Consider the following 26,207-nt stretch of genomic DNA (forward strand, 5'->3'; position numbering starts at 1 on the left):
CGCATCATGTATGAGACAACTTACCATCGCCCCTCCTCGGTTGACGAAGCCGTGGCACTGTTCGCCAAGGGTTCGGAATCGAAGTACCTCGCCGGCGGCCACACGCTGATCCCCGTGATGAAGCAGCGGCTGGCCTCGCCATCCGACGTGATCGATCTCGCCCGGATCAAGGAACTGGTCGGCATCGAACCATCGGGCGACGGGATCGTCATCAAGGCCGCCACGACGCATTACGACGTGGCCCAGAGTAGTATCGTGAAGAAAGCGATTCCCGCGCTGGCCTATCTCGCTTCGCTGATCGGCGATCCCGCCGTGCGGCATCGCGGCACCATCGGCGGCTCGATCGCCAACAACGATCCGGCCGCGGATTACCCTGCAGCTCTGGTTGCGCTTGATGCCACCGTGAAAACCAACAAGCGCAACATCAAGGCCGGCGATTTCTTCAAGGGCCTGTTTACGACGGCGCTGGAGGACGGCGAGATCATCACCGCCGTCTCCTTCCCGGTTACGGGCAAGGCCGGGTATGCCAAATTCCCCCACCCGGCGTCGCGCTTCGCGCTGACCGGCGTGTTCGTGGCCAGGAGCCCGGGTGGCGATGTCCGCGTCGCCGCCACCGGGGCTTCGCAAAACGGCGTCATGCGGGTACCGGCGATCGAGGCAGCCCTGAAGGCCAACTGGTCGGCCAGCGCGCTCGACGGCGTCAAGATTTCCGCCGACGGTCTGATGAGCGATATTCACGGCTCGTCGGACTACCGCGCTAACCTGATCAAGGTGATGGCGCAGCGGGCGGTGGCTGCGGCGGGATAGTAGCGCCTAGACGCAAGTTGAACGGAACGGCGCGCAGCGATGCGCGCCGTTCTGCATTTTGGACAGATTGTCGGCAAAAGAAGCTTGCCACGGCCTCGCTTCGGCGGGACAAATTAGCTAATCAACTAATTAAAGATGCTTCCCTCGGGAGAGAAACAACGTGCTCGATAAACCAGCCGCCCAATCCGCTGCCCGCACCTCCGGCCCGCTCGCCGGTTTCCGCATCGTCGAATTCGCCGGCATCGGCCCGGGCCCGTTCGCCTGCATGATGCTGGCCGACATGGGCGCCGAGGTGGTGACGCTCGACCGCGTCGGCGCCAAGAAGAACCTGAAAGCGGTGGCAACCCGCGGCCGGAAAGTCGTCGAGCTCGATCTGAAGGACAAGGCGTCGATCGCGCAGGCGCTCGACCTGCTTAGCCATGCCGACGCGCTGATCGAAGGCTTTCGACCCGGCGTGATGGAGCGATTGGGGCTCGGTCCCGACGTGGTGATGGCGCGCAATCCGCGCCTCGTGTTCGGCCGCATGACCGGCTGGGGCCAGGAAGGCCCGCTGGCCAACGCCGCCGGCCATGACATCAACTATATCTCGATCACCGGCGCGCTGGCCGCGATCGGCACCAAGGAAAAGCCGGTACCGCCGCTCAATCTGGTCGGCGACTTCGGCGGCGGCGCGCTTTACCTCGTGGTTGGCGTGCTCGCCGCCATGCTCGAAGCGTCGAAATCCGGCAAGGGCCAGGTGGTCGACGCCGCGATGTGCGACGGCGCGGCTTCGCTGATGTCGATGTTCTTCGACATGACCGCGATGGGCCGCTGGACCGATGAGCGCGCGACCAATTTCCTCGACGGCGGCGCGCATTTTTACGGCGTCTATGAATGCTCCTGCGGCCATTTCATCTCGATCGGCTCAATCGAGCCGCAGTTCTACGCGCTGCTGCGCCAGCATGCCGGCCTCACCGACGCCGACTTCGACGCCCAGATGGATCGCAAGGCCTGGCCAGCGCTGAAGGCGAAACTGGAGAAGGTGTTCAAGAGCAAGACCCGCGAGGACTGGTGCAAGATCATGGAAGGCAGCGACATCTGCTTCGCGCCGATCCTGACCATGCAGGAAGCGCCGAACCATCCGCACAATGCGGCGCGGAAGATTTTCGTCGAACGCCACGGCGTCACGCAGCCTGCGCCCGCGCCGCGCTTCTCGCGCACGCCGTCCGCGATCCGCGACGCGGTCAGCGCCGATATCGGTGAATTGACCAGCGCGTGGAAGGCGGGACGGTAAGAAGTCCCTCCTCGTCATGGCCGGGCGTAGTAGTCTGCTTTGCGCAGACTACGTAAACTTGTCTGCGCTCCCGGCCATCCACGACTTACTTCCATCGGCGAAAAAGACGTGGATGCCCGGGACAAGCCCGGGCATGACGGCGGAATGTGACGCTGACGGTTACGCCGCGTTGTCCACCTTCAACACGCCGCGGCGAATCTGATCTTCCTCGATCGATTCGAACAGCGCTTTAAAATTGCCTTCGCCGAAGCCGTCGTCGCCCTTGCGCTGGATGAATTCGAAGAAGATCGGCCCGATCGCATTGGCCGAGAAGATCTGCAGCAGCACCTTGGTGTGGCCGCCGTCGACGACGCCTTCGCCGTCGATCAGGATGCCATCGCGTTGCAGCCGCGCGACGTCCTCGCCATGCTGCGGCAGGCGCGCATCGATCTTCTCGAAATAGGTCACCGGCGGCGGCGGCATGAACCGCAGGCCGTCGGCGCGCAGGGCCTCGACGGTGCGGTAGATATCACTTGCGCCACAGGCGATGTGCTGGATGCCCTCGCCTCGGTAGATGTTGAGATATTCCTCGATCTGGCCGGAATCGCCGGCGTCCTCGTTGATCGGAATCCGGATCTTGCCGTCCGGGCTGGTCAGCGCGCGCGAGAACAGGCCCGAGGCACGGCCTTCGATATCGAAGAACCGGATCTGGCGGAAGTCGAACAGCTTCTCGTAGAAACCGGTCCAGACGTCCATGCGGCCGCGATGGACGTTGTGGGTGAGGTGGTCGATATAGAACAGCCCGGCGCCGGCGGGACGGGCGTCGCGGACGCCCAGCCAGTCGAACTCGAGATCGTAGGCCGAGCCCTTAGCGCCGTAGCGATCGACAAAATAGAGCAGGCTGCCGCCGATGCCCTTGATGGCGGGAACATCGAGCGTCTTCTGCGCCGACGACGCGTCCGCGGGCTCCGCACCGAGCGATAAAGCGCGTTCATAGGCGTGCCTGGCATCGACAACGCGAAACGCCATCGACGGCGCGCACGGCCCATGGGCCGCGACGAAATCGTGGCCGTGGGTGCCGGGTTCTTCATTGACGAGATAGTTGACGTCGCCCTGGCGGTAAACCGTGATCCTCTTGGTCTTGTGGCGCGCGACGGGCGCATAGCCCATCAGCTTGAACAGCGCGTGCAATTCCTCCGGCCTCGGATGGGCGTATTCGACGAACTCGAAGCCATCGGTGCCCATCGGATTGTCGGCGCTGACGGTCGCGGCCGGTGCATCGTGCGGAAACGGACCCATCGCGGAATCTCCCTGATTTGGCTGGGTCGAGTCTCCGCCATATCGGGCGCAAAGGGCATGCAAAGGGACGCTCAATCGGCTATCATGATGCACGCTTTGTGCATCAAATGGGTATTTTGCGCATGATCCCGGTGGACGCCTTCGACCTCAAAATGCTGGCCGCGTTGCAGGACGACGGCCGCCTGACCAACCAGCAACTGGCCGACCAGGTCGGCCTGTCGGCCTCGCAATGCTCGCGACGGCGAATGCGGCTGGAGCAAGAGAAGGTGATCGCGGGCTATCACGCCGACCTCGCCGGCGAGGCGCTCGGCTTCAACCTGATCGCCTTCATCCACATCACGCTGGCGACGCACTCGCCCGACAATGCCAAGAAATTCCGCGCGCTGGTCAATCGCGTCGACGAGATCCAGGAGGCGTACTCGCTCACCGGCGACGCCGATTATCTGCTGAAGGCGGTGCTGCGCGACCTCAAGAGCCTATCCGATATCGTCAACAACGTGCTGATGCCGCACCAGAGCGTGGCGCATGTCCGCTCGTCGATCGTGCTTGATAGGCTGAAGGAAAGTTCGAAGCTGCCGCTGCGCGGCTAGCATGGCCCAAATCGAGGGAAATTCGCCATTCGCTTTCCCCACCCGATTTGCGATGATCCATTTCAAATCAAACCACGAGCCCGCCATGGCGCTGCAACTTCGGCCGAACTGCGAATATTGCGACAAGGACCTGCCGCCGAACGCGACGGAAGCGCGGATCTGCTCCTACGAATGCACCTTCTGTGCGGACTGCGCGGAGAACAAACTTCACAACGTCTGCCCGAACTGCGGCGGCGGTTTTGCGCCGCGGCCGATCCGGCCCGTGACCGTGATGCGGCCCGGTGTCTGCGTCGACAAACAGCCGCCGTCGGACAAGCGTGTGCACCTGAAGTACAGCCTCGAGGATGTCGCGGCACATTGCGCGAAGTATCGGGATATTCCACCGGAGAGGCGGTGACTAGTCGCAGTCATTCCGGGGCGCGAAGCGAACCCGGAATCTCGAGATTCCGGGTCTGGTGCTTACGCGCCATCCCGGAATGACAGCTTCAAATCGCTTACGCTCCTCGCAATGACGGGGAGCCTCACACCGCCGGCGTGATCGTGCCCTCGACCTCGCCAAAGCCGACGCGGTAGCCGTCGCCCTGGCACCAGCCGCGCATGATGAGCGAATCGCCGTCCTCCAGAAACGTGCGCTTGACGCCGCTGGGCAGTTCGACCGGCTCGGTGCCGTTCCACGAGATTTCGAGCAGGCTGCCGCGCTGGTCTTTCTCCGGGCCGGAGATGGTGCCGCTCCCCAGGAGATCGCCGACATTCATGGCGCAGCCGGAGGAGGCGTGGTGCACCAGTTGCTGCACCGACGACCAGTACATGTACTTGAAATTGGTGCTGGAGATATCAGCCGCCGCGTTCTTTGCACCGGCGTGCAGGGCGACGTCGAGATGCATGTCGTAATTGTTCGGCTGGGTTTGCCGTAAGTAAGCCAGCGGCTCCGGATCCTGCTTCGGGCCATGCAAACGGAACGGGTCCAGCGCCTCGCGCGTCACGATCCACGGGCTGATCGAGGTCGCAAACGCCTTGGCCTGGAACGGCCCGAGCGGGACATACTCCCACTGCTGGATGTCGCGCGCGCTCCAGTCGTTCAGGATCACGAACCCGAAGATCATCGCTTCGGCCTGTTGTTCGGTGAGCCGCTCGCCGATGGCAGAGGGCTGCCCGACCACCACGCCCATTTCGAGCTCGAAATCGAGCCGCTTGCATGGCCCGAAGCTCGGCAGGTCGACACTCGGCGGTTTCAACTGCCCGCACGGCCGGCGCACCGGCGTGCCGCTGACGACAACGGTCGATGCCCGGCCGTTATAGCCGATCGGCATGTGCAGCCAGTTCGGCTGCAGCGCGTTGTCCTTGCCGCGGAACATCACGCCGACATTGGTGGCGTGCTCCTTCGACGAATAGAAATCGGTGTAGCCGGCGACTGTGAATGGCAGATGCAGCCTGACATCGGCCATCGGCACCAGCGTGCGCTTGCGCAGTTTCTCGTTGTCGCGCAGCTCCGGATTGTCGTGGCGCAGCAATTCGCTGATCCGCGCGCGCGTCTTTGACCAGACTTTGGGTCCAAGCGCCATGAACGGATTGAGCGAAGACGCCGCGAATACCGCGGGCTCGTCGATATCGAACCGGCAGTCCTGTGCGAGCTGCCAGAGATCGAGCACGTCATCGCCAATCGCGACGCCGACGCGCGGCGCAAGCCCGTCATTTGCCGAGAACACCCCGTAGGGGAGATTCTGGATCGGGAAATCGGAGGTGGCGGCGACTGATATGAAGGAGCGGAGGGTGGGATCGTTGGGATGGGGCATCGTTTTTCCGGTGTGTGATGGGAGACGGCTGCTCACCCTCCCCTGGAGGGGTCCGAGACGAGCGTAGCTCGCTCGTGGGTCGACGCGACTGAAAGGAGCGGCGGGGTGGGGTGACAGTCTCTCGATTCGAACAGTGCCCGAGGGGAGAGATCACCCCACCCCGTCGAGCATCTTGCTTCGCGCGATGCTCGCCGACCCTCCCCCTCCAGGGGAGGGTAAGAAAGTTCACGGCTTGTTCGGATCGAACCGCTTTTCGAGGCCGTTCCAGCAGTCGGCGTAATCATCCTGCAAGGTCGCGGACTTCGCCGCATGCGCGGTGACGCGTTGCGGGTAGCGGGTCTCGAACATGAAGGCCATGGTGCCGGTCAGCTTCACCGGTTTCAATTCGCTGTTGCTGGCGTGATCGAATGCCTGGCGATCCGGGCCGTGCGGCAGCATCATGTTGTGCAGGCTGATGCCGCCGGGGACAAAACCTTCCGGCTTGGCGTCATAGACGCCGTAGATCAGCCCCATGAACTCCGACATGATGTTCATGTGATACCAGGGCGGACGGAAGGTATTTTCGGCCACCGCCCAGCGCTCCGGGAAAATCACGAAGTCGATATTCGCCGTGCCCGCGGTTTCCGACGGCGAGGTCAGCACCGTGAAGATCGAGGGATCGGGATGATCGAAGCCGATGGCGCCGATCGGCGAAAACGTCCGCAGATCGTACTTGTATGGCGCGTAATTGCCGTGCCATGCCACCACGTCGATCGGCGAATGCGGCAGCGTGGTCTTGAACAGCGAACCGCCCCATTTCACGTAGAGCTCGGTCGGCGTGTCCTTGTCCTCGTAGGCCGCCACCGGCGTCAGGAAGTCGCGCGAATTGGCGAGGCAATTGGCGCCGATCGGCCCGCGCTCCGGCAGCGTGAAGGCGCCGCCGTAATTTTCGCAGAGATAGCCGCGCGCCGGGCCTGCCGGAATCTCGACCCGGAATTTCACGCCGCGCGGGATCACCACGATCTCGCCGGGCTCGGCGTCGATCCGGCCGAACTCGGTGACGAGACGCAGATTGCCTTGTTGCAACACGAACATCATCTCGCCGTCGGCATTGTAGAAATGCTGATCGACCATCGATTTGGTGATGAGATAGACGTGTGCTGCCATGCCGGCCTGGGTGTTGGCGTCGCCGGCCGTGGTCATGGTCTGCACGCCCTGCAGGAAGGTCATGTCCTGCTTCGGGATCGGCGCCGGATCCCAGCGCAATTGCGCGATCGGCAGATCATATTCGTGGCACGGCGCGGTGCGCCACAGCCCGCTATCTGCTTTCGCGAACCGCCCCGAATGCCTCACCGACGGGCGGATGCGATAGAGCCACGAGCGCTCGTTGCTGCCGCGCGGCGCCGTGAAAGGCGAGCCGGAGAGCTGCTCGGCATAGAGCCCGTAGGCGCAACGCTGCGGCGAATTGCGCCCCATCGGCAGCGCGCCAGGCAACGCCTCGGTCTCAAAGCTGTTGCCGAAGCCGGACATATAGCCCGGGGTGACGTGGACGGAACGCTTGGCGATCGCATCCGGCGAGGTGTTGATATTCATGGTCATCCTCCTTGCAGGGCGGCCCACATTTCCTGGTCGCGTTTGTCGGTCCAGATCACGGGATCGTCGATCCCCGACGCCTCGTCGAACGCGCGCGAGACGTTGAACGGCAGGCAGTGCTCGTAGATCGCGAACGACGAAAATTTCGGGTCCATCACCTCGCGCGTCGCCGCCATCGATTCCTTCAAATTGCGCCCCCTGGCGACCGAGGTTTCGGCGGCGCCATACAACGAGGTGACGAAATCGCGCGTCATCGCGATCGCATCGCGCCCGGTCGACAAACCCTTCAGCGCATCGCCACGGCCCGGCGCAATCGCCTTGGGATTGAAGGCGCGGATTTCATTCAGCGTCATCGGCCATTCGCGCAGATGCGCGTCGCCGCAATAGCAGGCCGAGTGATACTCGATCAGATCGCCCGAGAACATCACTTCGGCATCCGGCACCCAGGCGACGATATCGCCGGACGTGTGCCCGGCGCCGAGTTGCATCAGCCGCACTTCACGTTTTCCCAGATAGATCGACATCTCGCCTTCGAAAGTCAGCGTCGGCCAGGTCAGGCCCGGAATGCTCTGCGCGTCCTGGAACAGGCGGGGAAACCGGCCATATTCGGAATCCCAGTCCTGCTGGCCGCGCTCCTCGATCAGCCGATGGGTTTCGGCTGACGCGACGATGCCCTGCGCCTTGTAGGCGGAGGCGCCGAGCACGCGCACCGCATGATAATGCGACAGCACCACATATTTGATCGGCTTGTCGGTCACGGTGCGGACGCGCTCGATCACCTTGTGCGCCATTGCCGGCGTCGACTGCGCGTCGAACACCAGGCAGCCGTCGTCGCCGACGATAACAGCCGAATTCGGATCGCCCTCGGCGGTGAAGGCATAGAGATCGGTGCCGATCTCGGAGAAGGTGATTTTCTTCTCCGCCATGTCTGTCGTTGACGCGAAACCTTTGGCCATCAATCCCATTCCTGACTTCGTTTTGAGACGTATTTATTGTTGCTGTTGTTGTTGCTGCTGGCCGGCATCGATCATCCGCCGTTTGGCGAGCGCAATCGCCTCGTGCAGGACAGCTATATCGCCGATGTGATTGGCGAGCACGAGCACCAGCGCCGCGTCGAGATCGGCGCTCTGCTCGTCGCTCAGGCCGCGATGCGCCTCGACGACGGCGCGGAATGCGTCGTCGGGCTTTACGAAATTCGAAGCGGTCGACAGCGCCATTGCAGAACCTCAGTTGTAGCCGGACGCACGCGCCAGTGCGGCATCGAGTGCGGGCCGGGTCGGATGCCGGAAACGGGCGGCGACGTAGCCGTCGGGCCGCAGCAGATAGGCGGTCCCGGGGGCTGCGTCGTAGCGCGCGCCGGCAAGGCCTTCGGAATCGATAAATCCATCGTCGCCGCCGATGCGGACCACGCTGACGCCGTCAGGCGCGTCGACGGCCGCGCCGTTGCCGAACGCGAGCAACGTGAAGCGCAAGCCGCTGCCGATGAAAGCCTCCGTCAGATATGTCGGCTCGCCGGAGCTCGCCTGCAGCGGCGCATCTGATATCGACGCGCCGGGCCGCGGGCCGCCGCGCCACGCATCGCCATCGGCGGTCGAGAGCGGCGTCTCGTAGACCGAAGGCGTCGACAGCCGCCCGCCATTGACCATGCGCTTGCCGAATTCGGTTTCCTTCGCCAGCGACAGCACCGCCTTGCGCAGCCGCGCCTCCTGAGGAGAGTTGGGCGCCATGAAATCGGTCGAGCGGGTGGATTCGCGGATATTCTCGTCGGCGGCCGCGCCGCGCTCGATGTGATAGCTGTCGAGCAGGGTTTGCGGCGACCGCTGGCGCAGCACCCGGTCAAGCTTCCACGCCAGGTTCTCGGCATCCTCGAGCCCGGAATTGGCACCGCGGGCGCCGAACGGCGAGACCTGATGCGCAGCGTCGCCGGCAAAGAGCACGCGGCCGTGGATGAACCGGTCCATGCGGCGGCACTGGAATTTGTACAGCGAAATCCATTCGAACTCGAACTTGTCGTGGCCGAGCATGCGCGCGATTCTGGGCCGGACATTCTCCGGCTGCTTTTCGACCGCGGGATCGGCATCGCGGTGAAGCTGCAGATCGATCCGCCAGATATCGTCAGGCTGCCTGTGCAGCAGCGCCGACCGCCCGGCATGGAACGGCGGGTCGAACCAGAACCAGCGTTCGGTCGGGAATTCCGCCGTCATCTTGACGTCGGCGATCAGGAACTGATCTTCGAACACTTGGCCGGCGAACTCCGCGCCCACCATCTGCCGCAACGACGAGCGGGCGCCGTCGCAGGCGACGACAAAGCCGGCCTCAAGACGATACGGACCATCCGGCGTCTGGATCGTCAGCGCCACACGGTCGTTGCGTTGCTCGAGCCCGACCACCTTGTTGCGCCAGCGCAGGTCGATGGCGGCAAGCTCCTCGACACGATCGACCAGGTAGGCCTCGGCATAGAATTGCTGCAGGTTGATGAAGGCCGGCCGCTTGTGGCCTTGCTCCGGCAGCAGATTGAACTGGTAGAGCTTCGAATCGCCGTGAAAGATCTTGCCGACGCTCCACACCACGCCCTTGTCGACCATGCGCTGGCCGATGCCGAGCCGGTCCCAGTATTCCAGCGAGCGTTTGGAAAAGCAGATCGCGCGCGAGCCCTCGCCGATCCGGTCGGCATCGTCGAGCAGCACGACGCTCTGGCCGCGCTGCGCCAGATCAATCGCCAGCGAAAGCCCGACCGGCCCGGCGCCGACCACCACGACCGGATATTCGGCCACATCGGCACCCGCCCGGTCCTGATCGGGATGCCTGCGATAACCGAACTGGGTTTTGGTTGATGCCATGCGGGCTGAACCTTGCGACTAGCCGTCCTTGTAACTAGTCAACCTTGCAACTAGTCATGGGCGTGCGACCTTGATAATAGTCGCATCTGCAACTATCTTAAATCCTGCGCGACTTCCCTAGTCAACTCAAATTGGAGCGATTTTGGCACAAGCGCCTTCCAGCGAGCGTACACCCCGGCCGCGGGCCGGCGTAGACCGGCGCTCGGCCGATGAAGACGCGGCCCGGAAGAGCGCCAGGCTCGATCTCTTCAAATTCGTGCCGTTCCGTCTGAACCGGCTGGCCGCCGAAGTCAGTTCGGCGCTTGCGGCCGAGTATCAGGCGCGTTACGGGCTTGACATTCCCGAATGGCGCGTGCTGGCGACGCTCGGGTTTCGCAATGACGCCTGCAGCGCGCAATACATCGCCCATTGCACCCGCACCCATAAATCGACCATCAGCCGCGCCGTCACGGCGCTGATGAAGCGGCAGATGGTCGAGCGCGTCGAGAACGCAGACGACCGCCGCGAATTCCGATTGCGCCTGACCCGCAAGGGCGCGACGCTCTATGAGGAATTGATCCCGCGCCTGCTGCGCAGGGAGCAGGAGATCCTGTCCTGCCTGTCCGCGCAGGAACGCAAGAACCTCGCCCTGCTGCTCGGCAAGATCGAGGACAGCCTAAAGCTGGTACGTGACAGCGAGCAGGCGGACGCGAAGGAAGCGTATTGACATCCCTCGTCATGGCCGGGCTTGACCCGGCCATCCACGTTCTTGTTTCTCGTTCTACTTCACAAACGATCGCGATGGCGGCAGATGCAGCGCAAAGGCATCGACCTTGTCGCTGGCGCGCGGATAGATCTCGCTCACGATCGGATCGTGGCCGGGGATGAAACGATCGGGATGGCCGGCGAGCTTTTCCACGATCTCCCAGCCCCGCGCCATGTCGCCGACATTGTAGACGATCGGAAACGGGCTGCGCTTCTGCAGGTTGGCGTAGTAATGCGCCGCGTCCGAGGCCAGCACCACCGGCCCGCGCGCGGTTTCGACCCGCACCACCTGGAGCCCGTCGGAATGGCCGCCGACGCGATGCACCGTCACGCCCGGCGCGATCTCGCCGTCGCCGGAATGGAAGGTGACGCGCTCGCCATAGACGTGACGGACCATCGTCGTGACGTGTTCCACCGAGAATGGATGCCGCAGCATGCCGTTGCACATGCAGCGCCCGGTCGCGTAGCTCATCTCGCGGTCCTGCAGATGGAACCGGGCATGGGGGAAGCGGTCGAGATTGCCGGCGTGGTCGTAATGCAAATGGGTGACGATGACGTCCTTGATGCTGTCGGCCTTGACGCCAAAGCCTTCCAGCGCGTCGACCGGGTTAAGCGTGAGCTTGCGGGCGCGTGCCTTGGCCTCTTCGGCATTGAAACCAGTATCGACCAGGATCTCGCGGCCGCCGCCCCGGATCAGCCAGACAAAATAATCGAGGTCCTGCGCCGTGGTTTCATGCGGATCCGGCACCAGGAAATTCAAATTCGGGGTGCGCGGCGACATCGTTGCATAGCGCAGCGCATAGATTTCGTAGGCATTTCCCATCGGTGTCACTTTTCTTGAGGTTTGGATTGGCCGATGCCGGCAGCAAGCCATTGTCATCCGCAAACGTCAAACCCGCCTCGCGCATGACAGCCGCGCCCCTATGTGAGAAGGATCACATTGCCACTAGCCGCCATCACCCGCCTTGCGCGCAATTGCGCACTGGGGCGGGTGATCCAGTATTGCAGGATGGCTCATGTGAGCCGTTAGGCCTCGGCGTACTGGATACCCGCTTTCGCGGGATATGACGGAAGGGCTTGACGGGAACCCCGCACAGTCACCGCATGACGCCGGCGCGACATCACCGGGAGCACGATTTATTCCCGCGGCTTCCCGGCCCAACGTCGCGGTTAATTGTCGCAATTAATGACGTCAGCGCAAGCGGTTGACGCGTTGCGGACGCGGTTTGATAATGCAGGATGCGTAGAGTAAGGTCGCCGCGGCGCAAGCTGGTATCGGCGCCTTTTTGGCTGGACTGCTGTGATCTGGACTGCCGGTATTATGAAAATTCGCCTTGCATTGCTTGCCCCGTTGATTTTTTCGGCCGCGCTTTTTTCGGTGGCGTCGACCGACCCGTCGTTCGCGGCAAGCGACCGCTATGCGCTGGTGATCGGCAACGCAAAATATCCGGATGCCGAAGCGCCGCTGAAGGAGCCGATCAACGACGCCCGTGACGTCGCCGACGAGCTCAAGCGCGACGGCTTCAACGTCGATGTCGGCGAGAACCTCACCGGCGAGCAGATGCGCCGCGCCTTTGACCGGTTGTACGGCAAGATCAAGCCGGGCTCGGTCGCACTGGTTTTCTTCTCGGGTTTCGGCGTGCAGTCGAGCCGCCAGAGCTACATGATCCCGGTCGATGCGCAGATCTGGACCGAAGCGGACGTGCGCCGTGACGGTTTCAGCCTCGAGACGGTGCTGGGCGAGATCAACAGCCGCGGCGCCGGGGTCAAGATCGCCCTGATCGACGCCTCCAGGCGCAATCCGTTCGAGCGCCGGTTCCGCAGCTTTTCCGCCGGGCTTGCGCCCGTCATCGCGCCGAACGGCACGCTGGTGATGTATTCGGCGGCGCTTTCGTCGGTTATTTCCGACAATGGCACCGACCACAGCCTGTTCGTGCGGGAACTTCTCAAGGAAATCCGCACCCCCGACCTGATGGCGGAGGAAACGCTGAACCGCACCCGTGTCGGCGTGACCCGTGCCTCGCGCAGCGAGCAAGTGCCGTGGATTTCGTCGTCGCTGGCCGAGGATTTCTCCTTCATCCCCGGCGGCACTGGACCGCGACCGTCGAGCCCGCCTCCGACGACAGTGGCAGCGCCGGCCCCCGCGCCCGTACCACCACCAGCGCCCACCCCTCCACCACAAGTGGCGGCTCCGGCACCGTCCGCGCCGCCCTTGCCGCCGCCACCGGCCCCGCCAACGGTTGAGGCCGCTATACCTCCGCTTCCGCCGCCAGCCAAACCGAGCACCCCGGCGGCGCCGTCGATTGCCGACGATCCGACCATCAAGAGCCTGACCGACAGGCTCATCGACAATCCCGACGATGGCGCCGCGCTGTACCGGCGCGGGCAGGTCTATGCCAGCAGGGGCCTCTACGACCTCGCCATCAAGGACTTCAACAATTCGCTGCGGCTGAACCCGAAGGACGTTGAGGCCTATAACAACCGTTGCTGGGCACGTACGGTGATCGGCGACCTGCAGGCCGCGCTGAAGGATTGCAACGAGGCGCTGCGGCTGCGGCCGAATTTCGTCGATGCGCTCGACAGCCGCGGCCTGGTCAACCTGAAGAGCGGCCAGACCAAGAATGCAATCGCCGATTTCGATGCCGCCCTCAAGATCAACCCGCGATTGACCTCGTCGCTGTACGGACGCGGCCTTGCCAAGAAGCGCAACGGCTCGCTTTCGGAAGGCGATCTGGATATTAACAACGCGAAGGCGATGGACCCCAATATTGCTAAGGAATTCGCCGATTACGGGGTACAGTGACGATTATTTGAGGCGAAGGACGGTGCTCGCTGAACCCCGCAGCAGGCGTCCAGACTAAAGAAGTAATAGGCCGCGGCCGATTGGTCCGGCAGCTCATTTGCATCACCTTTGGAACCGCGCGGGACGCCCGCAGGAGGGACTGGCAATGTTAAAGATATCTGCAACCCGAACCCTTGGCGCGATCCTGTCGATCGCCACGATCGGCGCCGCCATTTCGTTCTCGACGGTGACCGCCCGTGCCGAGGACAAGAACGTCACCGAAGATCAGATCGTCCGCGCGCTGGCTCCCGAAAAGAAGGCGCCGCTGACCCGCGGCCTTTCGGTCGGACCGCAGCAAACCGTCGACCCGGCCGCAGCCGCCGCCGAGGGCAAATTCGTGCAGCAGATCCGTGGCCGGTCCACGCGTTCGCTTTCGAGCACCGAGCGCGAAGAGATCGCCACCATCGTCAAGGACAAGCCCAAGATCGATCTGGAGATCAACTTCGACTACAATTCGGCCGATATCAGCGCGAAATCGCTGCCGTCGGTGCAGGCGCTCGGCCGCGCGCTGACCAACGCCGACCTAAAGGGCTCGACCTTCGTGGTCGCGGGCCATACCGATGCGGCCGGCGGCGAATCCTACAACCAGGACCTGTCCGAGCGCCGCGCTGACGCGATCAAGCGCTATCTCGTCGACAAATACGGCATCACCGGCACCGATCTCGTCACCGTCGGATACGGCAAGAGCAAGCTCAAGGACCCGAGCCAGCCGATGGCCGAGGTCAACCGGCGCGTGCAGGTCGTGAACATGGAAAACAAGGCCACCGCGTCCAAATAGCCGCGTCAAAGTAACGGGCGTGGCGCCGACCAGGATTTTCCGGCTACAATACGTCCCGCAACACCCTGCGGGACGTATTCGTTTTGGGCGGCATTCAAGGTTCTCGCAAGGCTCTCGCCCAACCGAACGCACTCCTACCTCATGTGACTTGCAGTCTGGATTGATCCGGCGATGAACCTCTCCGAATACCTCAAACCTGCGCTTGGAGTGGCAATCTTTGCTGTGCTGGGCGTCGGCTATTACTGGTTCGAGCACCGTTCCCACGCGGAAGAAAAGGAAACGCCGGGCCAGGCGCTGGTGATCGTGACCAAATCCACCAATGCCTGCTTCTCCGACATGGTCCGGGTCACCGGCTTCATCGTGCCGCGCCGCGAAGCGCAGGTCGGCGTCGATCAGGAGGGATCGAGGGTCACCGACGTGCTGGTCCGCGAAGGCGACACCGTCACCGAAAATCAGGAACTGGCGCGGCTGACACAGCCGCAGCAGCAGCCGGGGGCGCCCGCCGGCCGGCCCGGGCCGACATCGCTGCGCGCGCCAGCGGCCGGACTGGTCACCGAAGTCAGGACGGCGGCCGGCGCACCAGCCTCGCCGCAGGCCGGGCCGATGTTCCGGATTTCGGTCAACAACGAAATCGAGCTGGAGGCCGAGGTGCCGAGCGTCCATCTGCTCAAGCTCAACCCCGGCGCCACGGTGCGGATCAGCCGCGACGACGCCCCCGACGTCGTCGGCAAGGTCCGGCAGATCTCGCCGCAGATCGACCGCGCCACCCAGCTCGGCAAGGTCCGGATCACGCTGAACAACAATCCGTCGCTCAAGGTCGGCATGTTCGCGCGCGCCAATATCGACGCCAAACGTTCTTGCGGCGTCGCCGTTCCGCGCACCGCCATCGACCGTCTCACCCTGCAGGTGGTCAAGGGCAATACGGTGGAAACGCGAAGGGTGCGGGTCGGACTTACCTCCGACACATCAACGGAAATTCTTGAAGGCCTCGACGTCGGCGAAACCGTCGTGGCCGATGCTGGCACCTCGCTGCACGACGGCGACCAGATCAAGACCATGTTTGCCGATGAACTCGAGCGCACGCGGACACGCTAATGGCTTTGAATATCTCGGCATGGTCGATCCGGAACCCGCTTCCGTCCATCGTGTTTTCGATCATCCTGCTGGTGCTGGGCTGGGTGAGCTTCACCAAGCTCGCTGTGACGCGGCTGCCGAGCGCCGACATCCCGGTGATTTCGGTCGCGGTCTCGCAATTCGGCGCGGCGCCATCGGAACTTGAGTCGCAAGTCACCAAGACGATCGAAGACGGCGTCTCCGGCGTCGAGGGCGTGCGGCACATTTCTTCCTCGATCACCGACGGATTGTCGCTGACCACGATCCAGTTCGCGCTCGAGACCAATACCGACCGCGCGCTGAACGACATCAAGGACGCCGTCACCCGTGTTCGCGCCAACCTGCCGCAGAACGTCACCGAGCCGTTGATCCAGCGCGTCGACGTCATCGGCCTGCCGATTGTCACCTATGCCGCGATCTCGCCCGGCAAGACGCCGGAGCAACTGTCCTACTTCGTCGACGACGTCGTCAAACGCGCGCTGCAGGGCGTGCGCGGCGTCGCCCAGGTCGAGCGCATCGGCGGTGTCGAGCGCGAGATTCTGGTTTCGCTCGATCCTGACCGGCTGGCGGCCGCGGGTCTCACCGCCGTCAATGTCAGCCAGATCCTGCGCGGCACCAATGTCGACCTCGCCGGCGGCCGTGCCGAAATCGGCAAGAACGACCAGGCGATCCGGACGTTGGCCGGCGCCAAGACGCTGAACGAACTCGCCGGCACCATGATCCCGCTGTTCGGCGGCGGCGAAGTCCGGCTCGACGATCTCGGCACCGTCACCGACACCATCGCCGACCGCCGCACCTTCGCCCGCTTCAACGGCGAGCCGGTGGTCGCGCTCGGCATCAAGCGCTCCAAGGGCGCCAGCGACGTGGTGGTCGCCGCCGCCGTGCAGAAGCGCATCGAAGTGCTGAAGGCCGCGTATCCCGACGTCGATCTGAAGCTGATCGACACCTCGGTCGAATTCACCAAGGGCAACTATGACGCCGCGATCTCGACCCTGTTCGAGGGTGCTATCCTCGCCGTCGTCGTCGTGCTGTTGTTCCTGCGCGACATCCGCGCCACCATCATCGCCGCGATTTCGCTGCCGCTGTCGATCTTCCCGGCGTTCTGGGCGATGGATCTGCTCGGCTTCTCGCTGAACCTCGTCTCCTTCCTCGCGATCACGCTGTCGACGGGCATCCTGGTCGACGACGCCATCGTCGAGATCGAAAACATCGTGCGCCACATGCGCATGGGCAAGACGCCCTATCGCGCGGCGCTGGAAGCCGCCGACGAAATCGGCCTCGCCGTGATCGCGATCTCGCTGACCATCATCGCGATCTTCGCGCCCGCCAGTTTCATGTCCGGTATCGCCGGACAGTTCTTCAAGCAGTTCGGCATCACGGTGTCGGTGCAGGTGTTCTTCTCGCTGCTCGCCGCGCGCTTTGTGACGCCGGTGCTCGCCGCCTACTTCCTGAAGGATCATCCGCACGACGACCCGCCGCCCGGCCGCGTGCTGCAGACCTACACCAAGCTCGTAACCTGGTCGGTAAAGCACTACTTCATCACCGTGCTGATCGGCTTCGGCATCTTTGCCGCGTCGATCTGGAGCATCACGCTGCTGCCGCAGGGCTTCCTGCCGGCGCAGGACACCGCGCGTTCGCTACTGGCCATGGAGCTGCCGCCGGGTTCGCAGCTCGCCTACACCGAGAAGGTGACGGAAGAGATCGTCGCCCGTTTGCGCAAGCGCCCGGAGGTCAAGAGCATCTTCGTCGACGGAGGTCGGGTGCCGCCGGGAACGCTGGAGGTGCGGCGCGCCGCGCTGATCATCAATTACACGCCGAAGACGGATCGCAAGATCACCCAGCGCCAGCTTGAACTCGAGATCAGCCAGGAACTCGAGAACGTTCCGGATATCCGTTTCTGGTTCCTCGACGAAAACGGCCTGCGCGCGATTTCGCTGGTCGTGACCGGCGTCGACAGCAATATCGTCAACAACGTCGCCAGCGAACTGGCGACCCAGATGAAGCGGATTCCGATCATCGCCAACGTGATCTCGGAAACCTCGCTCGACCGGCCCGAGCTCCGGATCCGGCCGCGCGCCGAACTCGCCGCACGGCTTGGCGTTTCGACCGAGAGCCTGTCGCAGACGATCCGCGTCGCCACCATCGGCGACGTCGGACCGGCCTTGGCGAAGTTCGATGCCGGCGACCGCCAGGTGCCGATCCGCGTCCAGCTCGAGGACAATGCGCGCGGCGACCTGCAGATGCTGCAGCAGTTGCGCGTGCCGCTCGGCCAGCGCGGCGAACGCGGCGGCGTGCCGCTATCGGTCGTTGCCGACATCCAGCTCGATCAGGGCCCGACCAGCATCAACCGCTACGACCGGGAACGGCAGGCCACCGTCGCGGCCGATCTCGTCGGCACCGCAGCCCTCGGCGACGCCACCAGGAAGATCTACGAACTTCCGGTCATGAAGAGCCTGCCGAAGGGCGTGAAGGTGAGCCCATCGGGCGACGCCGAAAGCCTGAACGAATTGTCGGAAGGCTTTGCCACCGCCATCACCGCCGGCCTGATGATGGTCTATGCGGTGCTGGTGCTGTTGTTCGGCACCTTCCTGCAACCGATCACCATCCTGTTCTCGCTGCCGCTCTCGATCGGCGGCGCGATCGCGGCCCTGCTTTTGACCGGCAAGCAGCTCACCACACCGGTGTGGATCGGCATCCTGATGCTGATGGGCATCGTCACCAAGAACGCCATCATGCTGGTGGAGTTCGCGGTCGAGGCGATCCGCGAAGGCAAGAAGCGCGACGAAGCGATCATCGACGCCGGCATGAAGCGGGCACGACCGATCGTGATGACGACGATTGCGATGGCCGCCGGCATGATGCCGTCAGCACTGGCGTTCGGCGCCGGCGGCGAATTCCGCTCGCCGATGGCGCTCGCCGTGATCGGCGGTCTGGTTTTCTCGACCGTACTGTCGCTGGTGTTCGTGCCGGCGATGTTCATGATGATGGACGACCTCGGCGCCTTCATCTGGCGCTTCGGCAAACTGCTGCTCGCCTCCCACGCCGAAAGCGAGCCCGCGGGCCACGCATCCGATCACACCGAGCCGCCGGCCAAGGGCCCGCCAGCGGCGCCTCCGGCGATGTCACCCGCGGCGGAGTGAGAGTGCCAAGCCTCGCACGCACTAGCGAAATCTGTCGGCAAGCGCTATTCTATCATCATGGTGTTTACGCGCATTACCATTGATCCGGCGGTCTGTACCGGCAAGCCCTGTATTCGGGGGTTGAGATTTCCGGTAGCGCGACTGCTCGGGCTGATGGCCGCGGGTGAGGCACGCGAGACGATCCTCAGGAGCTATCCCTATATCGAATCGGAAGATATCGACGAAGCCCTGCGTTATGCGGCTTTCCTCGCTGAAGACGAGACGGTTGAGTTGTCGCCCTCCGTCCCTGCCAAGTGAAATTTCTGATCGATATGCCGCTCCCGCCGGCCATTGCGGGATGGCTTGTCGATCGAGGCCACGACGCCGTTCATGCTGTCGATTTGGGACTTCATCGCGCCTCCGACAGCGAGATCGTTGCACGTGCCAAGCAAGAGTCACGAACGGTGATCACCGCCGATCTTGACTATCCGCGTCTTCTCGCCGTGGCACGCGCCAGCGAACCAAGCTTGATTTTGTTCCGCAACGGCGATTGGACCGAAGATCAGGTGCGAACGAGATTGGGCGATATTCTCGCTGGACTGACCGAACGGGACATTGCTCAAAGCATTATTGTGGTGGATCGCGATCGTGTGCGGCGACGGCGGTTGCCGATCGAATAAGTCGTGCCTCGCCCCCTAATCGTTCCGCGCTACCGCCGTCAGCTTGGTCATGTTCTGCAGCAATATCCTGCCGCGCTGCAGGTCGAGGATGCCGTCCTTGCGCCAGAGCTGTAACTGACGATTGACGCTCTCGCGGGCAGCGCCGACGAAAATGCCGAGCTGTTCCTGCGAGATGTGCACTTCCGATCCGAAATCGTCGGACAGCGCGCAAAGCCGGCGTGCCAGCCGAACCGGCAGCGGCTGCAGCACCGATTCCTCCATCCGCTCGCTCTGCCAGCGGATGCGCTGGCACAACAGCATGATGATCTTGATCGCGACCTTGGGCTCTCGCTCGAGGAAGGCGAGGAAGTCCTCGCGCCGCAGCACGAACAGTTCCGACGGCTCGCCAGCGGCGGCGTCCGCGGTGCGGCTCTGGCCGTCGAGCACGGCGACCTCGCCAAACAGGTCGCCCGGGCCCATGAAATTCAGCGTCAGCCGGCTGCCGTCGGAGGCGCCGGTCTCGATCCGGATCTGACCGCGGCGGACCCCGTACAGGGCATCGCCGGGATCGCCCTTCTGAAACAGCATTTCGCCAACCCCGAGCTGCTCGGTGTGGCAAAGGCCGGAAATGCGCTGCAACTCGTCGGCGCCCAAATCCGCAAACATCGGATTCATTTTCAGAATGACCGCAAATTCGGCCTGTTTACTCATTGTATTGCCTTCCAAATCAGTCCCAACCCGCCTGCTAGCCGGTTAGCAAAATTTGACCGCCTGGAAGTGTGTCATAAGTCACATAACTTTGCAGTAGCCTTGGATTATTTTTGGCTTCTTTTGGGCCCTCTCCCTTTCCGGGATAAGCTCGCCCGATCGGCCGCGTGCGCCTGTGGCACGGTCGAACTCGATGCCGGTTAGCCGGTCTGGAATGACGAAATGAGAGCATTGAAAATCGCCGGCGCCGCCATCGTGGCCGTGATCGTCGTCATCGCGCTGCTGCTGGTGATCGGCGTCCCCTCCTCGTTCCTGACCTCGCAGATCGAGGCCCGGGTCGAGCGCGAGACCGGCTACAAGCTCACCGTCAATGGCGGCGCCAAGGTCGGCCTGTGGCCCTCGCTCAACGTCACCCTGAACGACGTCACCCTGCAGGATCCGAAGGAGCGCGATAACGACAACCGCATCACCGCCGGCAGCATCCAGGCGGATATGACGCTCGCCAGCGTATGGGCCGGCAAGCCCGAGATCAGCGAACTCGTGATCGTGCGCCCGGTCGTCAACGTGCCGCTGCAGCGCGAGCGCCTCAAGGATGCAGCTCCAGCGGCAAAGCCGCTGGCTGCCGGTGCCGGCAACGCCGTTTCGATCGAGCATGTCAGCATCACCGGCGGCACGGTGGTGTTTTCCAATCTGCGCGACCGCGTCGAGAACAAGATCGAGACCATCAACGCCGACGTCACCGTCGATGCCGATCGCAAGATCAGAATGACCGGCAATGCGCGCAGCGGCGACACCCCGCTGAAATTCGAGATCAAGGCCGCGCCGCCTGCCCCGCCGCTCGAACGGCAGAACATCCCGACCGAGATCAAGCTCGACGCACCCGGCCTGTTGCAGGCGCCGCTGTCGGCCAAGGCCGAAGTGCGGCTCAACGGCTCCGTGGTGATGATCAACGGACTGACCGGCGTGCTCGGCGACGGTGCGTTCAACGGCTGGGCCTCGGTCGATCTCGCCAGCAAGCCGCTGGTGAAGCTCGATCTGGATTTTCAGCGGCTGGCGCTGGCGAAATCGCCTGACAGCACCGGTTCCGCGGCGCAGCCGTGGAGCAATGCGACCATCGACCTCAACGGCCTCAATTATGTCGACGTGCAGGCGCGCATTTCCTCCGCCGAACTCACTGTTGGCGACGGCCATTTCGCGCCCGCCGCGATCGAGGCAACGCTCGCCAGCGGCGTGTTGAAGGCCCAGGTCTCCAATCTCGGCGCCTATGGCGGCAGCGCCAATGGCGACGTCACCATCCACGCCTCGACCGCCAATCCCAGCTTCGCGCTGCGCGCCGACCTCACCGGTGTCCGCGCGCTGCCGTTGCTGAAGGGCCTTGCCGATTTCGACAAGCTCGACGGCAAGCTGCAGACCAGGATCAGCGTGCGCTCGTCGGGGAACAGTCAGCGCGCGATCATGGCGAACATGTCGGGCACGACGTTCGCGGTGTTCCAGGACGGCGCGATCAAGGGGCTCAACGTCGCGCAGATGATCCGCTCGCTGACCGCGAGCACGCTGTCGGGCTGGCAGGAGAGCAGCGAACAGGCGACGGATCTGTCGCAACTGTCCGCGTCGTTCAAGATCGACAAGGGCCAGGCGCAGACCACCGACCTCAACCTGGTCGGCCCGCTGGTGAAGATGACCGGCGTTGGCACCATCGACCTCGGCACCAAGCAGATCGGGTTCCGCGTCGAGCCGAAACTGGTGATGACCACCGAAGGCCAGGGCCGCCCCACCGAGCCGGTCGGGCTCGGCATTCCCGTCATGATCGAGGGACCGTGGGGCGCGCCGCGGATCTATCCGGAGATGCAGGGCATGCTCGACAATCCCGAGGCGGCCTATGCCAGGCTCAAGGAGATGGGCAAGGGCCTGTTCGGCGCCAATGGCGGCGGACTCAACAGTTCCGGAATCGGCGCCGCGCTCGGCGGCCTGCTCGGCGGCGGCCAGGCCGGTGCCGCCGGCACGCCGGATACCGGACAGAGCGGCAAGCCCAACGATCCGCTCGGCGGCCAACTCGGCGAGACCATCGGCAACCTGCTGCAGCAGGGCCTGAGCGGGTTGGGCCAGGGCGCAACAGGGCAAGGCGGCGCACGTCCGACCCAGGGCCGCAGCATTCTTAACCCCAACGCGTCCACCCCGGCAGCTCCCGCCGAGACGACCGCGCCCCCGGCGCCGGCGGATGCGACCCCGCAGCAGGACAGCCAGCCGATGAACGACGTGTTGCGGCAGCTGTTCAATCGCTGACTTCTGCTCCCTCGCCCCGCGCTTGCGGGGTCGAGACGAGCGAAGCTCGCTCTTAGAGGGTTGGGGTGAGGGGCTCTATCCACGAGTGAAGCCTATCGAGAGACCTGTACCCCCTCACCCGGCGCTACGCGCCGACCTCTCCCCGCAGGCGGGGCGAGGTAAGTGACCGCTCGTTCCTCCAAGTCCTGCGATCCTCCCCAAATTCGGAGCTAACCATGCCGGCGGAGGGCCGGTCAGGGGCCTCAATTCGTGCTAGAACGGCCCGCATGCGCGCCCCACGGGGCGGCTTGCGGCCACGAAGCTGATGCGCCTTCGAGGCATGGCGCACGAGGGTCCGGATGAGCGGGGTGAGGGATAAGATCTGGTTCCTGCGCGAGGGCCTGTTCGCCAAATACGTCATCGCCCTGGTCGGCCTCGTCGTGTTCGTGCTGGCCGTCAACGGCGCCATGGAAATCTGGATCAGCTATCGCGGCATCAAGACCACGCTCAACGACGGCATGTCGGAGAAGGCGGAGGCGACGGCCAAGCACATCGAGCAATCGATGGCCGACCTCGAGCGGCAGATCTCCTGGGCGACGCGCGCCTATTCCAACACGGTCGAGCTGCGCCGCGCCGACTATGCGCAACTGCTGCGGCAGGTGCCGCAGGTCAGCCAGCTCTCGCTGCTCGACCCCAAGGGCCACGAGCAGCTCCGGCTGTCGCGGCGCACCGTCAATGTCGGCAGCAACCTTGATTTCTCCCGCGACATCTCCTTCACCGAGGCCGTTGCCCGCGGCACCGGCTACGCGCCGCCGTATTTCCGCGGCGAGCATCCGTATATGTCGATCGCGCTGTCGCATTCGGATTCCAACGTCACCGTCGCCGAGATCGATCTCGACTTCCTCACCGAATTCTTCGGCGATGCCCAGGTCGGCAAGGTGGCGTTTGGCTATGTCGTCGACGGCAGGGGCCAGGTGCTGGCGAGTTCGTCGAAGGGGCCGGAAGTCGCCAAGAGCCTTTCCGCGCTGCCGCAGGTCGCCGCCGTGATCAAGCCCGGCGGCGCGCCGCTTTCGGCCGGCACCGACAGTGCGGGCCATGACGTGCTGACGACGTCGAGTGCGGTGCCGAAGCTCGGCTGGTACGTGTTCTACGAGCAGCCGACCGCGCAGGCGCTGACGCCGATCCGCGATCAAATGGTGCGGATTGCGCTGTTGATCGCGCTCGGCCTCGTGGTCGCGATCATCGCCGGCACCATCATGGCGCGGCGCATGCTGGTGCCGATCACGGCATTGCGCGCCGGCGCGCGACGGCTCGGCGCCGGCGAGTTCGGCCATCGCATCGAGGTGAAGACATCCGATGAACTCGAAGAGCTCGCCAACCAGTTCAACAGCATGGCGGGGCAACTGGCCGAGACCTATTCGGACCTCGAATGGAAGGTGAAGGAGCGGACGCGCGACCTGGCGCAGTCGATCAACGAGCTCAAGGTGCTCGAGGAAGTCGGCCGCGCGGTCGCCTCCTCGCTCGATCTCAACGCGGTGCTGCCGACGGTCGCGGCCCGCGCGCTCGAGATTACCCATGCCGACGCGGTGCTGATCTACGGCTATGACGCCACGGGCCGCCAGTTCAATCTGACTGAGGCGATCGGCATCGACAAGGACGCCGAGGGCGGCCATCGCGCTATCGACGAGGCCGGCAGCCCGCTCGGCGACGCCGCCGCGAAGGCCGAGCCGATCTCGATTCCCAATCTCGATGCGACATCCGAACATCCGCTGCGCGACATGGCGGTCGCTGCCGGTTTCCATTCGGTGCTGGTGGTGCCGCTGGTCGACCAGCAGGGCATTCTGGGCTCGCTGGTGGTGCTGCGGCGGAGCGCCGGCGCGTTCTCGCCGAACCTGATCGGGCTGATGAAGACCTTTGCGCATCAATCCGTGCTGGCGATGCGCAACGCGCGGCTGTTCTCTGAAGTCGACCACAAGAGCCGCGAACTGCTGAGCGCGAACGACACGGTGCGGCAGCAGGCCGACAAGCTGCAGGAGCAGACCGACCAGCTCAGGGATTGGAACAGGTCGCTGGAACAGCGGGTGGAGACGCAGCTCGGCGAGATCGAGCGGATTCGCCGGCTTGAGCGTTTCCTCGCACCGCAGGTGGCGCAACTGATCGCCTCCTCCGACGGCCATGATGCGCTGCTCGACAGCCACCGCCGCGAAGTCACGGTCGTGTTCTGCGACCTGCGCGGCTTTACCGCGTTCACCGAGAGTACCGAGCCGGAAGAGGCGATGAACGTGCTGCGCGAATATCACGCCGCACTCGGCGAATTGATCTTCCGCTACGAAGGCACGCTCGACCGTTATGCCGGCGACGGCGTGATGATCTTGTTCAACGCGCCGATCCAGTTCGAGGACCACACCGCGCGCGCCGTCCGGATGGCGGTGGAAATGCGCGACGCCATCGGCGAGCTGACCGGGAAGTGGCGCAACCGCGGCCACAATCTCGGCTTCGGCATCGGCATCGCGCTCGGCTACGCCACGCTCGGCCAGATCGGCTTCGAGCAGCGGCTGGAATACGCCGCGATCGGCAGCGTCACCAACCTGGCTTCCCGGCTGTGCGACGAAGCCAAGGCCCACCAGATCGTGGTGTCCAGGCGCGTCTACGGCATGGTCGAACCCTGGGTCGAGGGCCGGCCGATCGACGATCTCAACCTCAAGGGTTTCAATCACCCGGTGCTGGCCGCGGAGATTCTGAGCTGGCGCGAGGAAGTCGACAACGTGGTGGATGCAGCAGCGTCGACCGCGCGGCGGAAGAAGACGTCATAACTTCTGTCGTCCCGGCCTTGAGCCGGGACCCATACCGCGTGATCTCTCGGTGAGCCGCGGCGGCTAACATCTCGTCCACATCAACGGCCGCGGCGTATGGGTCCCTGCGTTCGCAGGGACGACATCGAGGTATTGCCCTCGCACTCGATTCAAATTTCAAACAGCCAAAATCATCCCGCCGCGCCACGCGCCCGAGGATTTGTCCGTAAACCTCACCCTCAAAATATAGAGGGCGCAGGGAAGACCGGGTGCGCGCCGCACCCGCGGTCTCGTGCGCAATTGTTGCAAAGGAATGCTGCGCCCGAGCATACAGGTTTGGCGGAGGCATCCGACCTTCCCTGCGCAATGGCTTTACGGCTTATACGTGATCGCCCTGGTGACCCTGCTTTTTGTGACACCATCGCTCTCAGGCCGCGTTAGCCGCCTTCGAACTTGACGCCTGCATCGGTGCGTCAGACCCACACGATTTCACCGTACGCTAAAGGCCACCTCGTCTTGTGACCTCAGCGTGTCCACCGCAGCCCTTCCCACGCCGTGACGATCGCGATACGCCCCTCTGGCGGGATGGGATGCGCGGATTGTGCGGTTGATTCCACCAGCGATAAAAGCGGAATATTTTTCCGCGAAGGGCTGGACAGGATTCTTGGCATGCCAGCTGATTTGCCCGTCGGGCCAATTTGTCGCGGGCGCAGGGTGATCGCTTTGCGTCGGAACTCAATCCGAGACTTCACCGCTCATTGGCCCCGTCGCGATCGAACTTGTAGTCTTCGGGCAATGTCCATTTGCGCTTCGACAACTGATCGAGCGCGCGAAACCGCCTTGCCTCTTTGGTCTCGACCGCGATGGTGTCGTTGCCGACGGCGACGACATTCAACTCGCCGCCTTCCTTCAGCCCGAGCTGTTCGACCAGCGCCTTGGGCAAGCGGACGGCGAGGCTGTTGCCCCATTTGGAAACCCGCATCGACGCCTCCGAGATATACAGCTCATGTCTGGATATGGATATCTTGGGGCTTCAA

22 protein-coding genes are annotated in these 26,207 nt (G+C 63.9%); 13 read left to right on the forward strand and 9 right to left on the reverse strand.

The genetic code is table 11. The features are described 5' to 3' along the window. Window positions 1–6 precede the first annotated feature (6 nt). Window positions 7–807, forward strand: coding sequence for an FAD binding domain-containing protein (locus tag BLR13_RS16260; RefSeq protein WP_074821959.1), 801 nt, complete (start codon window positions 7–9; stop codon window positions 805–807). Between the two features lie 160 nt (window positions 808–967). After that, the gene (locus BLR13_RS16265) at window positions 968–2,080 is read left to right on the forward strand and encodes a CaiB/BaiF CoA transferase family protein (RefSeq protein WP_074821956.1); all 1,113 of its coding nucleotides are present in this window, start codon (window positions 968–970) and stop codon (window positions 2,078–2,080) included. 159 nt (window positions 2,081–2,239) lie between these two features. On the opposite strand, the gene hppD is transcribed toward BLR13_RS16265, so the two are convergent. Beyond that, complete coding sequence (gene hppD / locus BLR13_RS16270; protein WP_074821953.1) at window positions 2,240–3,358, reverse strand: 4-hydroxyphenylpyruvate dioxygenase; 1,119 nt, start codon at window positions 3,356–3,358, stop codon at window positions 2,240–2,242. Between the two features lie 122 nt (window positions 3,359–3,480). Between hppD and BLR13_RS16275 the strand changes: the two genes are divergently transcribed. Both BLR13_RS16275 and BLR13_RS16280 read left to right on the forward strand, forming a co-directional pair. Further along, window positions 3,481–3,948: an Lrp/AsnC family transcriptional regulator gene (locus BLR13_RS16275; protein ID WP_074831448.1), complete on the forward strand. Its 468-nt coding sequence runs from the start codon at window positions 3,481–3,483 to the stop codon at window positions 3,946–3,948. Between the two features lie 85 nt (window positions 3,949–4,033). Next, on the forward strand, window positions 4,034–4,345 hold the full coding sequence (locus tag BLR13_RS16280; protein WP_074831447.1) for a DUF1272 domain-containing protein: 312 nt from the start codon (window positions 4,034–4,036) through the stop codon (window positions 4,343–4,345). 124 nt (window positions 4,346–4,469) lie between these two features. Here BLR13_RS16280 and fahA read toward each other — a convergent pair whose 3' ends face one another. The 5 genes from fahA to BLR13_RS16305 form a co-directional block, all read right to left on the reverse strand. Then, complete coding sequence (gene fahA / locus BLR13_RS16285) at window positions 4,470–5,741, reverse strand: fumarylacetoacetase (RefSeq protein ID WP_074821949.1); 1,272 nt, start codon at window positions 5,739–5,741, stop codon at window positions 4,470–4,472. A gap of 225 nt (window positions 5,742–5,966) precedes the next feature. Further along, window positions 5,967–7,313, reverse strand: coding sequence for a homogentisate 1,2-dioxygenase (hmgA, locus tag BLR13_RS16290; RefSeq protein ID WP_074831444.1), 1,347 nt, complete (start codon window positions 7,311–7,313; stop codon window positions 5,967–5,969). Between the two features lie 2 nt (window positions 7,314–7,315). Then, entirely contained in the window at window positions 7,316–8,269 is a 954-nt protein-coding gene (locus BLR13_RS16295; RefSeq protein WP_074831445.1) for an MBL fold metallo-hydrolase, read from the reverse strand. Between the two features lie 33 nt (window positions 8,270–8,302). After that, window positions 8,303–8,530 (reverse strand): DUF2783 domain-containing protein, encoded by a 228-nt coding sequence (locus BLR13_RS16300; protein WP_074821946.1) that lies wholly within the window; start codon window positions 8,528–8,530, stop codon window positions 8,303–8,305. Between the two features lie 9 nt (window positions 8,531–8,539). Further along, window positions 8,540–10,153 (reverse strand): FAD-dependent oxidoreductase, encoded by a 1,614-nt coding sequence (locus BLR13_RS16305; protein ID WP_074821943.1) that lies wholly within the window; start codon window positions 10,151–10,153, stop codon window positions 8,540–8,542. Between the two features lie 142 nt (window positions 10,154–10,295). Between BLR13_RS16305 and BLR13_RS16310 the strand changes: the two genes are divergently transcribed. Continuing rightward, window positions 10,296–10,859 (forward strand): MarR family winged helix-turn-helix transcriptional regulator, encoded by a 564-nt coding sequence (locus BLR13_RS16310; protein ID WP_074821939.1) that lies wholly within the window; start codon window positions 10,296–10,298, stop codon window positions 10,857–10,859. Window positions 10,860–10,913: 54 nt separating this feature from the next. Here BLR13_RS16310 and BLR13_RS16315 read toward each other — a convergent pair whose 3' ends face one another. Further along, on the reverse strand, window positions 10,914–11,720 hold the full coding sequence (locus BLR13_RS16315) for an N-acyl homoserine lactonase family protein (protein WP_074821936.1): 807 nt from the start codon (window positions 11,718–11,720) through the stop codon (window positions 10,914–10,916). 498 nt (window positions 11,721–12,218) lie between these two features. On the opposite strand from BLR13_RS16315, the gene BLR13_RS16320 reads away from it, so the two are divergent. The 6 genes from BLR13_RS16320 to BLR13_RS16345 all read left to right on the forward strand — a co-directional run bounded on the left by BLR13_RS16320 (window position 12,219) and on the right by BLR13_RS16345 (window position 19,429). Further along, window positions 12,219–13,700 carry a caspase family protein gene (locus BLR13_RS16320; protein ID WP_074821933.1) on the forward strand — a complete coding sequence of 494 codons (1,482 nt, stop codon included), beginning with the start codon at window positions 12,219–12,221 and terminating at the stop codon, window positions 13,698–13,700. 145 nt (window positions 13,701–13,845) lie between these two features. Further along, a complete protein-coding gene (locus BLR13_RS16325) occupies window positions 13,846–14,517 on the forward strand; it encodes an OmpA family protein (protein WP_074821930.1) in 672 nt (223 codons plus the stop codon). Between the two features lie 171 nt (window positions 14,518–14,688). Then, window positions 14,689–15,612, forward strand: coding sequence for an efflux RND transporter periplasmic adaptor subunit (locus BLR13_RS16330; RefSeq protein ID WP_074821926.1), 924 nt, complete (start codon window positions 14,689–14,691; stop codon window positions 15,610–15,612). Further along, on the forward strand, window positions 15,612–18,770 hold the full coding sequence (locus BLR13_RS16335; RefSeq protein ID WP_074821923.1) for an efflux RND transporter permease subunit: 3,159 nt from the start codon (window positions 15,612–15,614) through the stop codon (window positions 18,768–18,770). Before BLR13_RS16330 ends, BLR13_RS16335 begins: the two co-directional genes overlap by 1 nt. 57 nt (window positions 18,771–18,827) lie before the next feature. Next, complete coding sequence (locus BLR13_RS16340; RefSeq protein ID WP_074821920.1) at window positions 18,828–19,067, forward strand: DUF433 domain-containing protein; 240 nt, start codon at window positions 18,828–18,830, stop codon at window positions 19,065–19,067. Beyond that, on the forward strand, window positions 19,064–19,429 hold the full coding sequence (locus tag BLR13_RS16345; protein ID WP_074821917.1) for a DUF5615 family PIN-like protein: 366 nt from the start codon (window positions 19,064–19,066) through the stop codon (window positions 19,427–19,429). The genes BLR13_RS16340 and BLR13_RS16345 overlap by 4 nt, the downstream gene beginning before the upstream one ends. Window positions 19,430–19,444: 15 nt before the next feature. Here the strand turns inward: BLR13_RS16345 and BLR13_RS16350 are convergent, their stop codons facing one another. Then, the gene (locus BLR13_RS16350) at window positions 19,445–20,119 is read right to left on the reverse strand and encodes a Crp/Fnr family transcriptional regulator (protein WP_074821914.1); all 675 of its coding nucleotides are present in this window, start codon (window positions 20,117–20,119) and stop codon (window positions 19,445–19,447) included. Window positions 20,120–20,338: 219 nt separating this feature from the next. On the opposite strand from BLR13_RS16350, the gene BLR13_RS16355 reads away from it, so the two are divergent. Together BLR13_RS16355 and BLR13_RS16360 are read left to right on the forward strand one after the other, a co-directional pair. Next, window positions 20,339–22,399, forward strand: coding sequence for an AsmA family protein (locus BLR13_RS16355; protein ID WP_074821911.1), 2,061 nt, complete (start codon window positions 20,339–20,341; stop codon window positions 22,397–22,399). 338 nt (window positions 22,400–22,737) lie between these two features. Next, entirely contained in the window at window positions 22,738–25,191 is a 2,454-nt protein-coding gene (locus BLR13_RS16360; RefSeq protein ID WP_074821908.1) for an adenylate/guanylate cyclase domain-containing protein, read from the forward strand. A gap of 727 nt (window positions 25,192–25,918) precedes the next feature. Here the strand turns inward: BLR13_RS16360 and BLR13_RS16365 are convergent. Then, window positions 25,919–26,152: an AbrB/MazE/SpoVT family DNA-binding domain-containing protein gene (locus BLR13_RS16365; RefSeq protein ID WP_074821905.1), complete on the reverse strand. Its 234-nt coding sequence runs from the start codon at window positions 26,150–26,152 to the stop codon at window positions 25,919–25,921. Window positions 26,153–26,207 lie beyond the last annotated feature (55 nt).

It is taken from the genome of Bradyrhizobium ottawaense (assembly GCF_900099825.1).
Classification (GTDB): Bacteria; Pseudomonadota; Alphaproteobacteria; order Rhizobiales; family Xanthobacteraceae; genus Bradyrhizobium; species Bradyrhizobium ottawaense_A.

What these genes read in the sequence shown, in the direction of transcription:
- BLR13_RS16350 (WP_074821914.1), bottom strand. Translation starts at nt 20,119, where the DNA reads ATGAGTAAACAGGCCGAATTTGCGGTCATTCTGAAAATGAATCCGATG.
- BLR13_RS16280 (WP_074831447.1), top strand. Translation starts at nt 4,034, where the DNA reads ATGGCGCTGCAACTTCGGCCGAACTGCGAATATTGCGACAAGGACCTG.
- BLR13_RS16300 (WP_074821946.1), bottom strand. Translation starts at nt 8,530, where the DNA reads ATGGCGCTGTCGACCGCTTCGAATTTCGTAAAGCCCGACGACGCATTC.
- hppD (WP_074821953.1), bottom strand. Translation starts at nt 3,358, where the DNA reads ATGGGTCCGTTTCCGCACGATGCACCGGCCGCGACCGTCAGCGCCGAC.
- BLR13_RS16260 (WP_074821959.1), top strand. Translation starts at nt 7, where the DNA reads ATGTATGAGACAACTTACCATCGCCCCTCCTCGGTTGACGAAGCCGTG.
- BLR13_RS16325 (WP_074821930.1), top strand. Translation starts at nt 13,846, where the DNA reads ATGTTAAAGATATCTGCAACCCGAACCCTTGGCGCGATCCTGTCGATC.
- hmgA (WP_074831444.1), bottom strand. Translation starts at nt 7,313, where the DNA reads ATGAATATCAACACCTCGCCGGATGCGATCGCCAAGCGTTCCGTCCAC.
- BLR13_RS16275 (WP_074831448.1), top strand. Translation starts at nt 3,481, where the DNA reads ATGATCCCGGTGGACGCCTTCGACCTCAAAATGCTGGCCGCGTTGCAG.
- BLR13_RS16330 (WP_074821926.1), top strand. Translation starts at nt 14,689, where the DNA reads ATGAACCTCTCCGAATACCTCAAACCTGCGCTTGGAGTGGCAATCTTT.
- BLR13_RS16365 (WP_074821905.1), bottom strand. Translation starts at nt 26,152, where the DNA reads ATGCGGGTTTCCAAATGGGGCAACAGCCTCGCCGTCCGCTTGCCCAAG.
- BLR13_RS16295 (WP_074831445.1), bottom strand. Translation starts at nt 8,269, where the DNA reads ATGGCCAAAGGTTTCGCGTCAACGACAGACATGGCGGAGAAGAAAATC.
- BLR13_RS16360 (WP_074821908.1), top strand. Translation starts at nt 22,738, where the DNA reads ATGAGCGGGGTGAGGGATAAGATCTGGTTCCTGCGCGAGGGCCTGTTC.
- BLR13_RS16315 (WP_074821936.1), bottom strand. Translation starts at nt 11,720, where the DNA reads ATGGGAAATGCCTACGAAATCTATGCGCTGCGCTATGCAACGATGTCG.
- BLR13_RS16355 (WP_074821911.1), top strand. Translation starts at nt 20,339, where the DNA reads ATGAGAGCATTGAAAATCGCCGGCGCCGCCATCGTGGCCGTGATCGTC.
- BLR13_RS16340 (WP_074821920.1), top strand. Translation starts at nt 18,828, where the DNA reads ATGGTGTTTACGCGCATTACCATTGATCCGGCGGTCTGTACCGGCAAG.
- BLR13_RS16335 (WP_074821923.1), top strand. Translation starts at nt 15,612, where the DNA reads ATGGCTTTGAATATCTCGGCATGGTCGATCCGGAACCCGCTTCCGTCC.
- BLR13_RS16320 (WP_074821933.1), top strand. Translation starts at nt 12,219, where the DNA reads ATGAAAATTCGCCTTGCATTGCTTGCCCCGTTGATTTTTTCGGCCGCG.
- BLR13_RS16305 (WP_074821943.1), bottom strand. Translation starts at nt 10,153, where the DNA reads ATGGCATCAACCAAAACCCAGTTCGGTTATCGCAGGCATCCCGATCAG.
- fahA (WP_074821949.1), bottom strand. Translation starts at nt 5,741, where the DNA reads ATGCCCCATCCCAACGATCCCACCCTCCGCTCCTTCATATCAGTCGCC.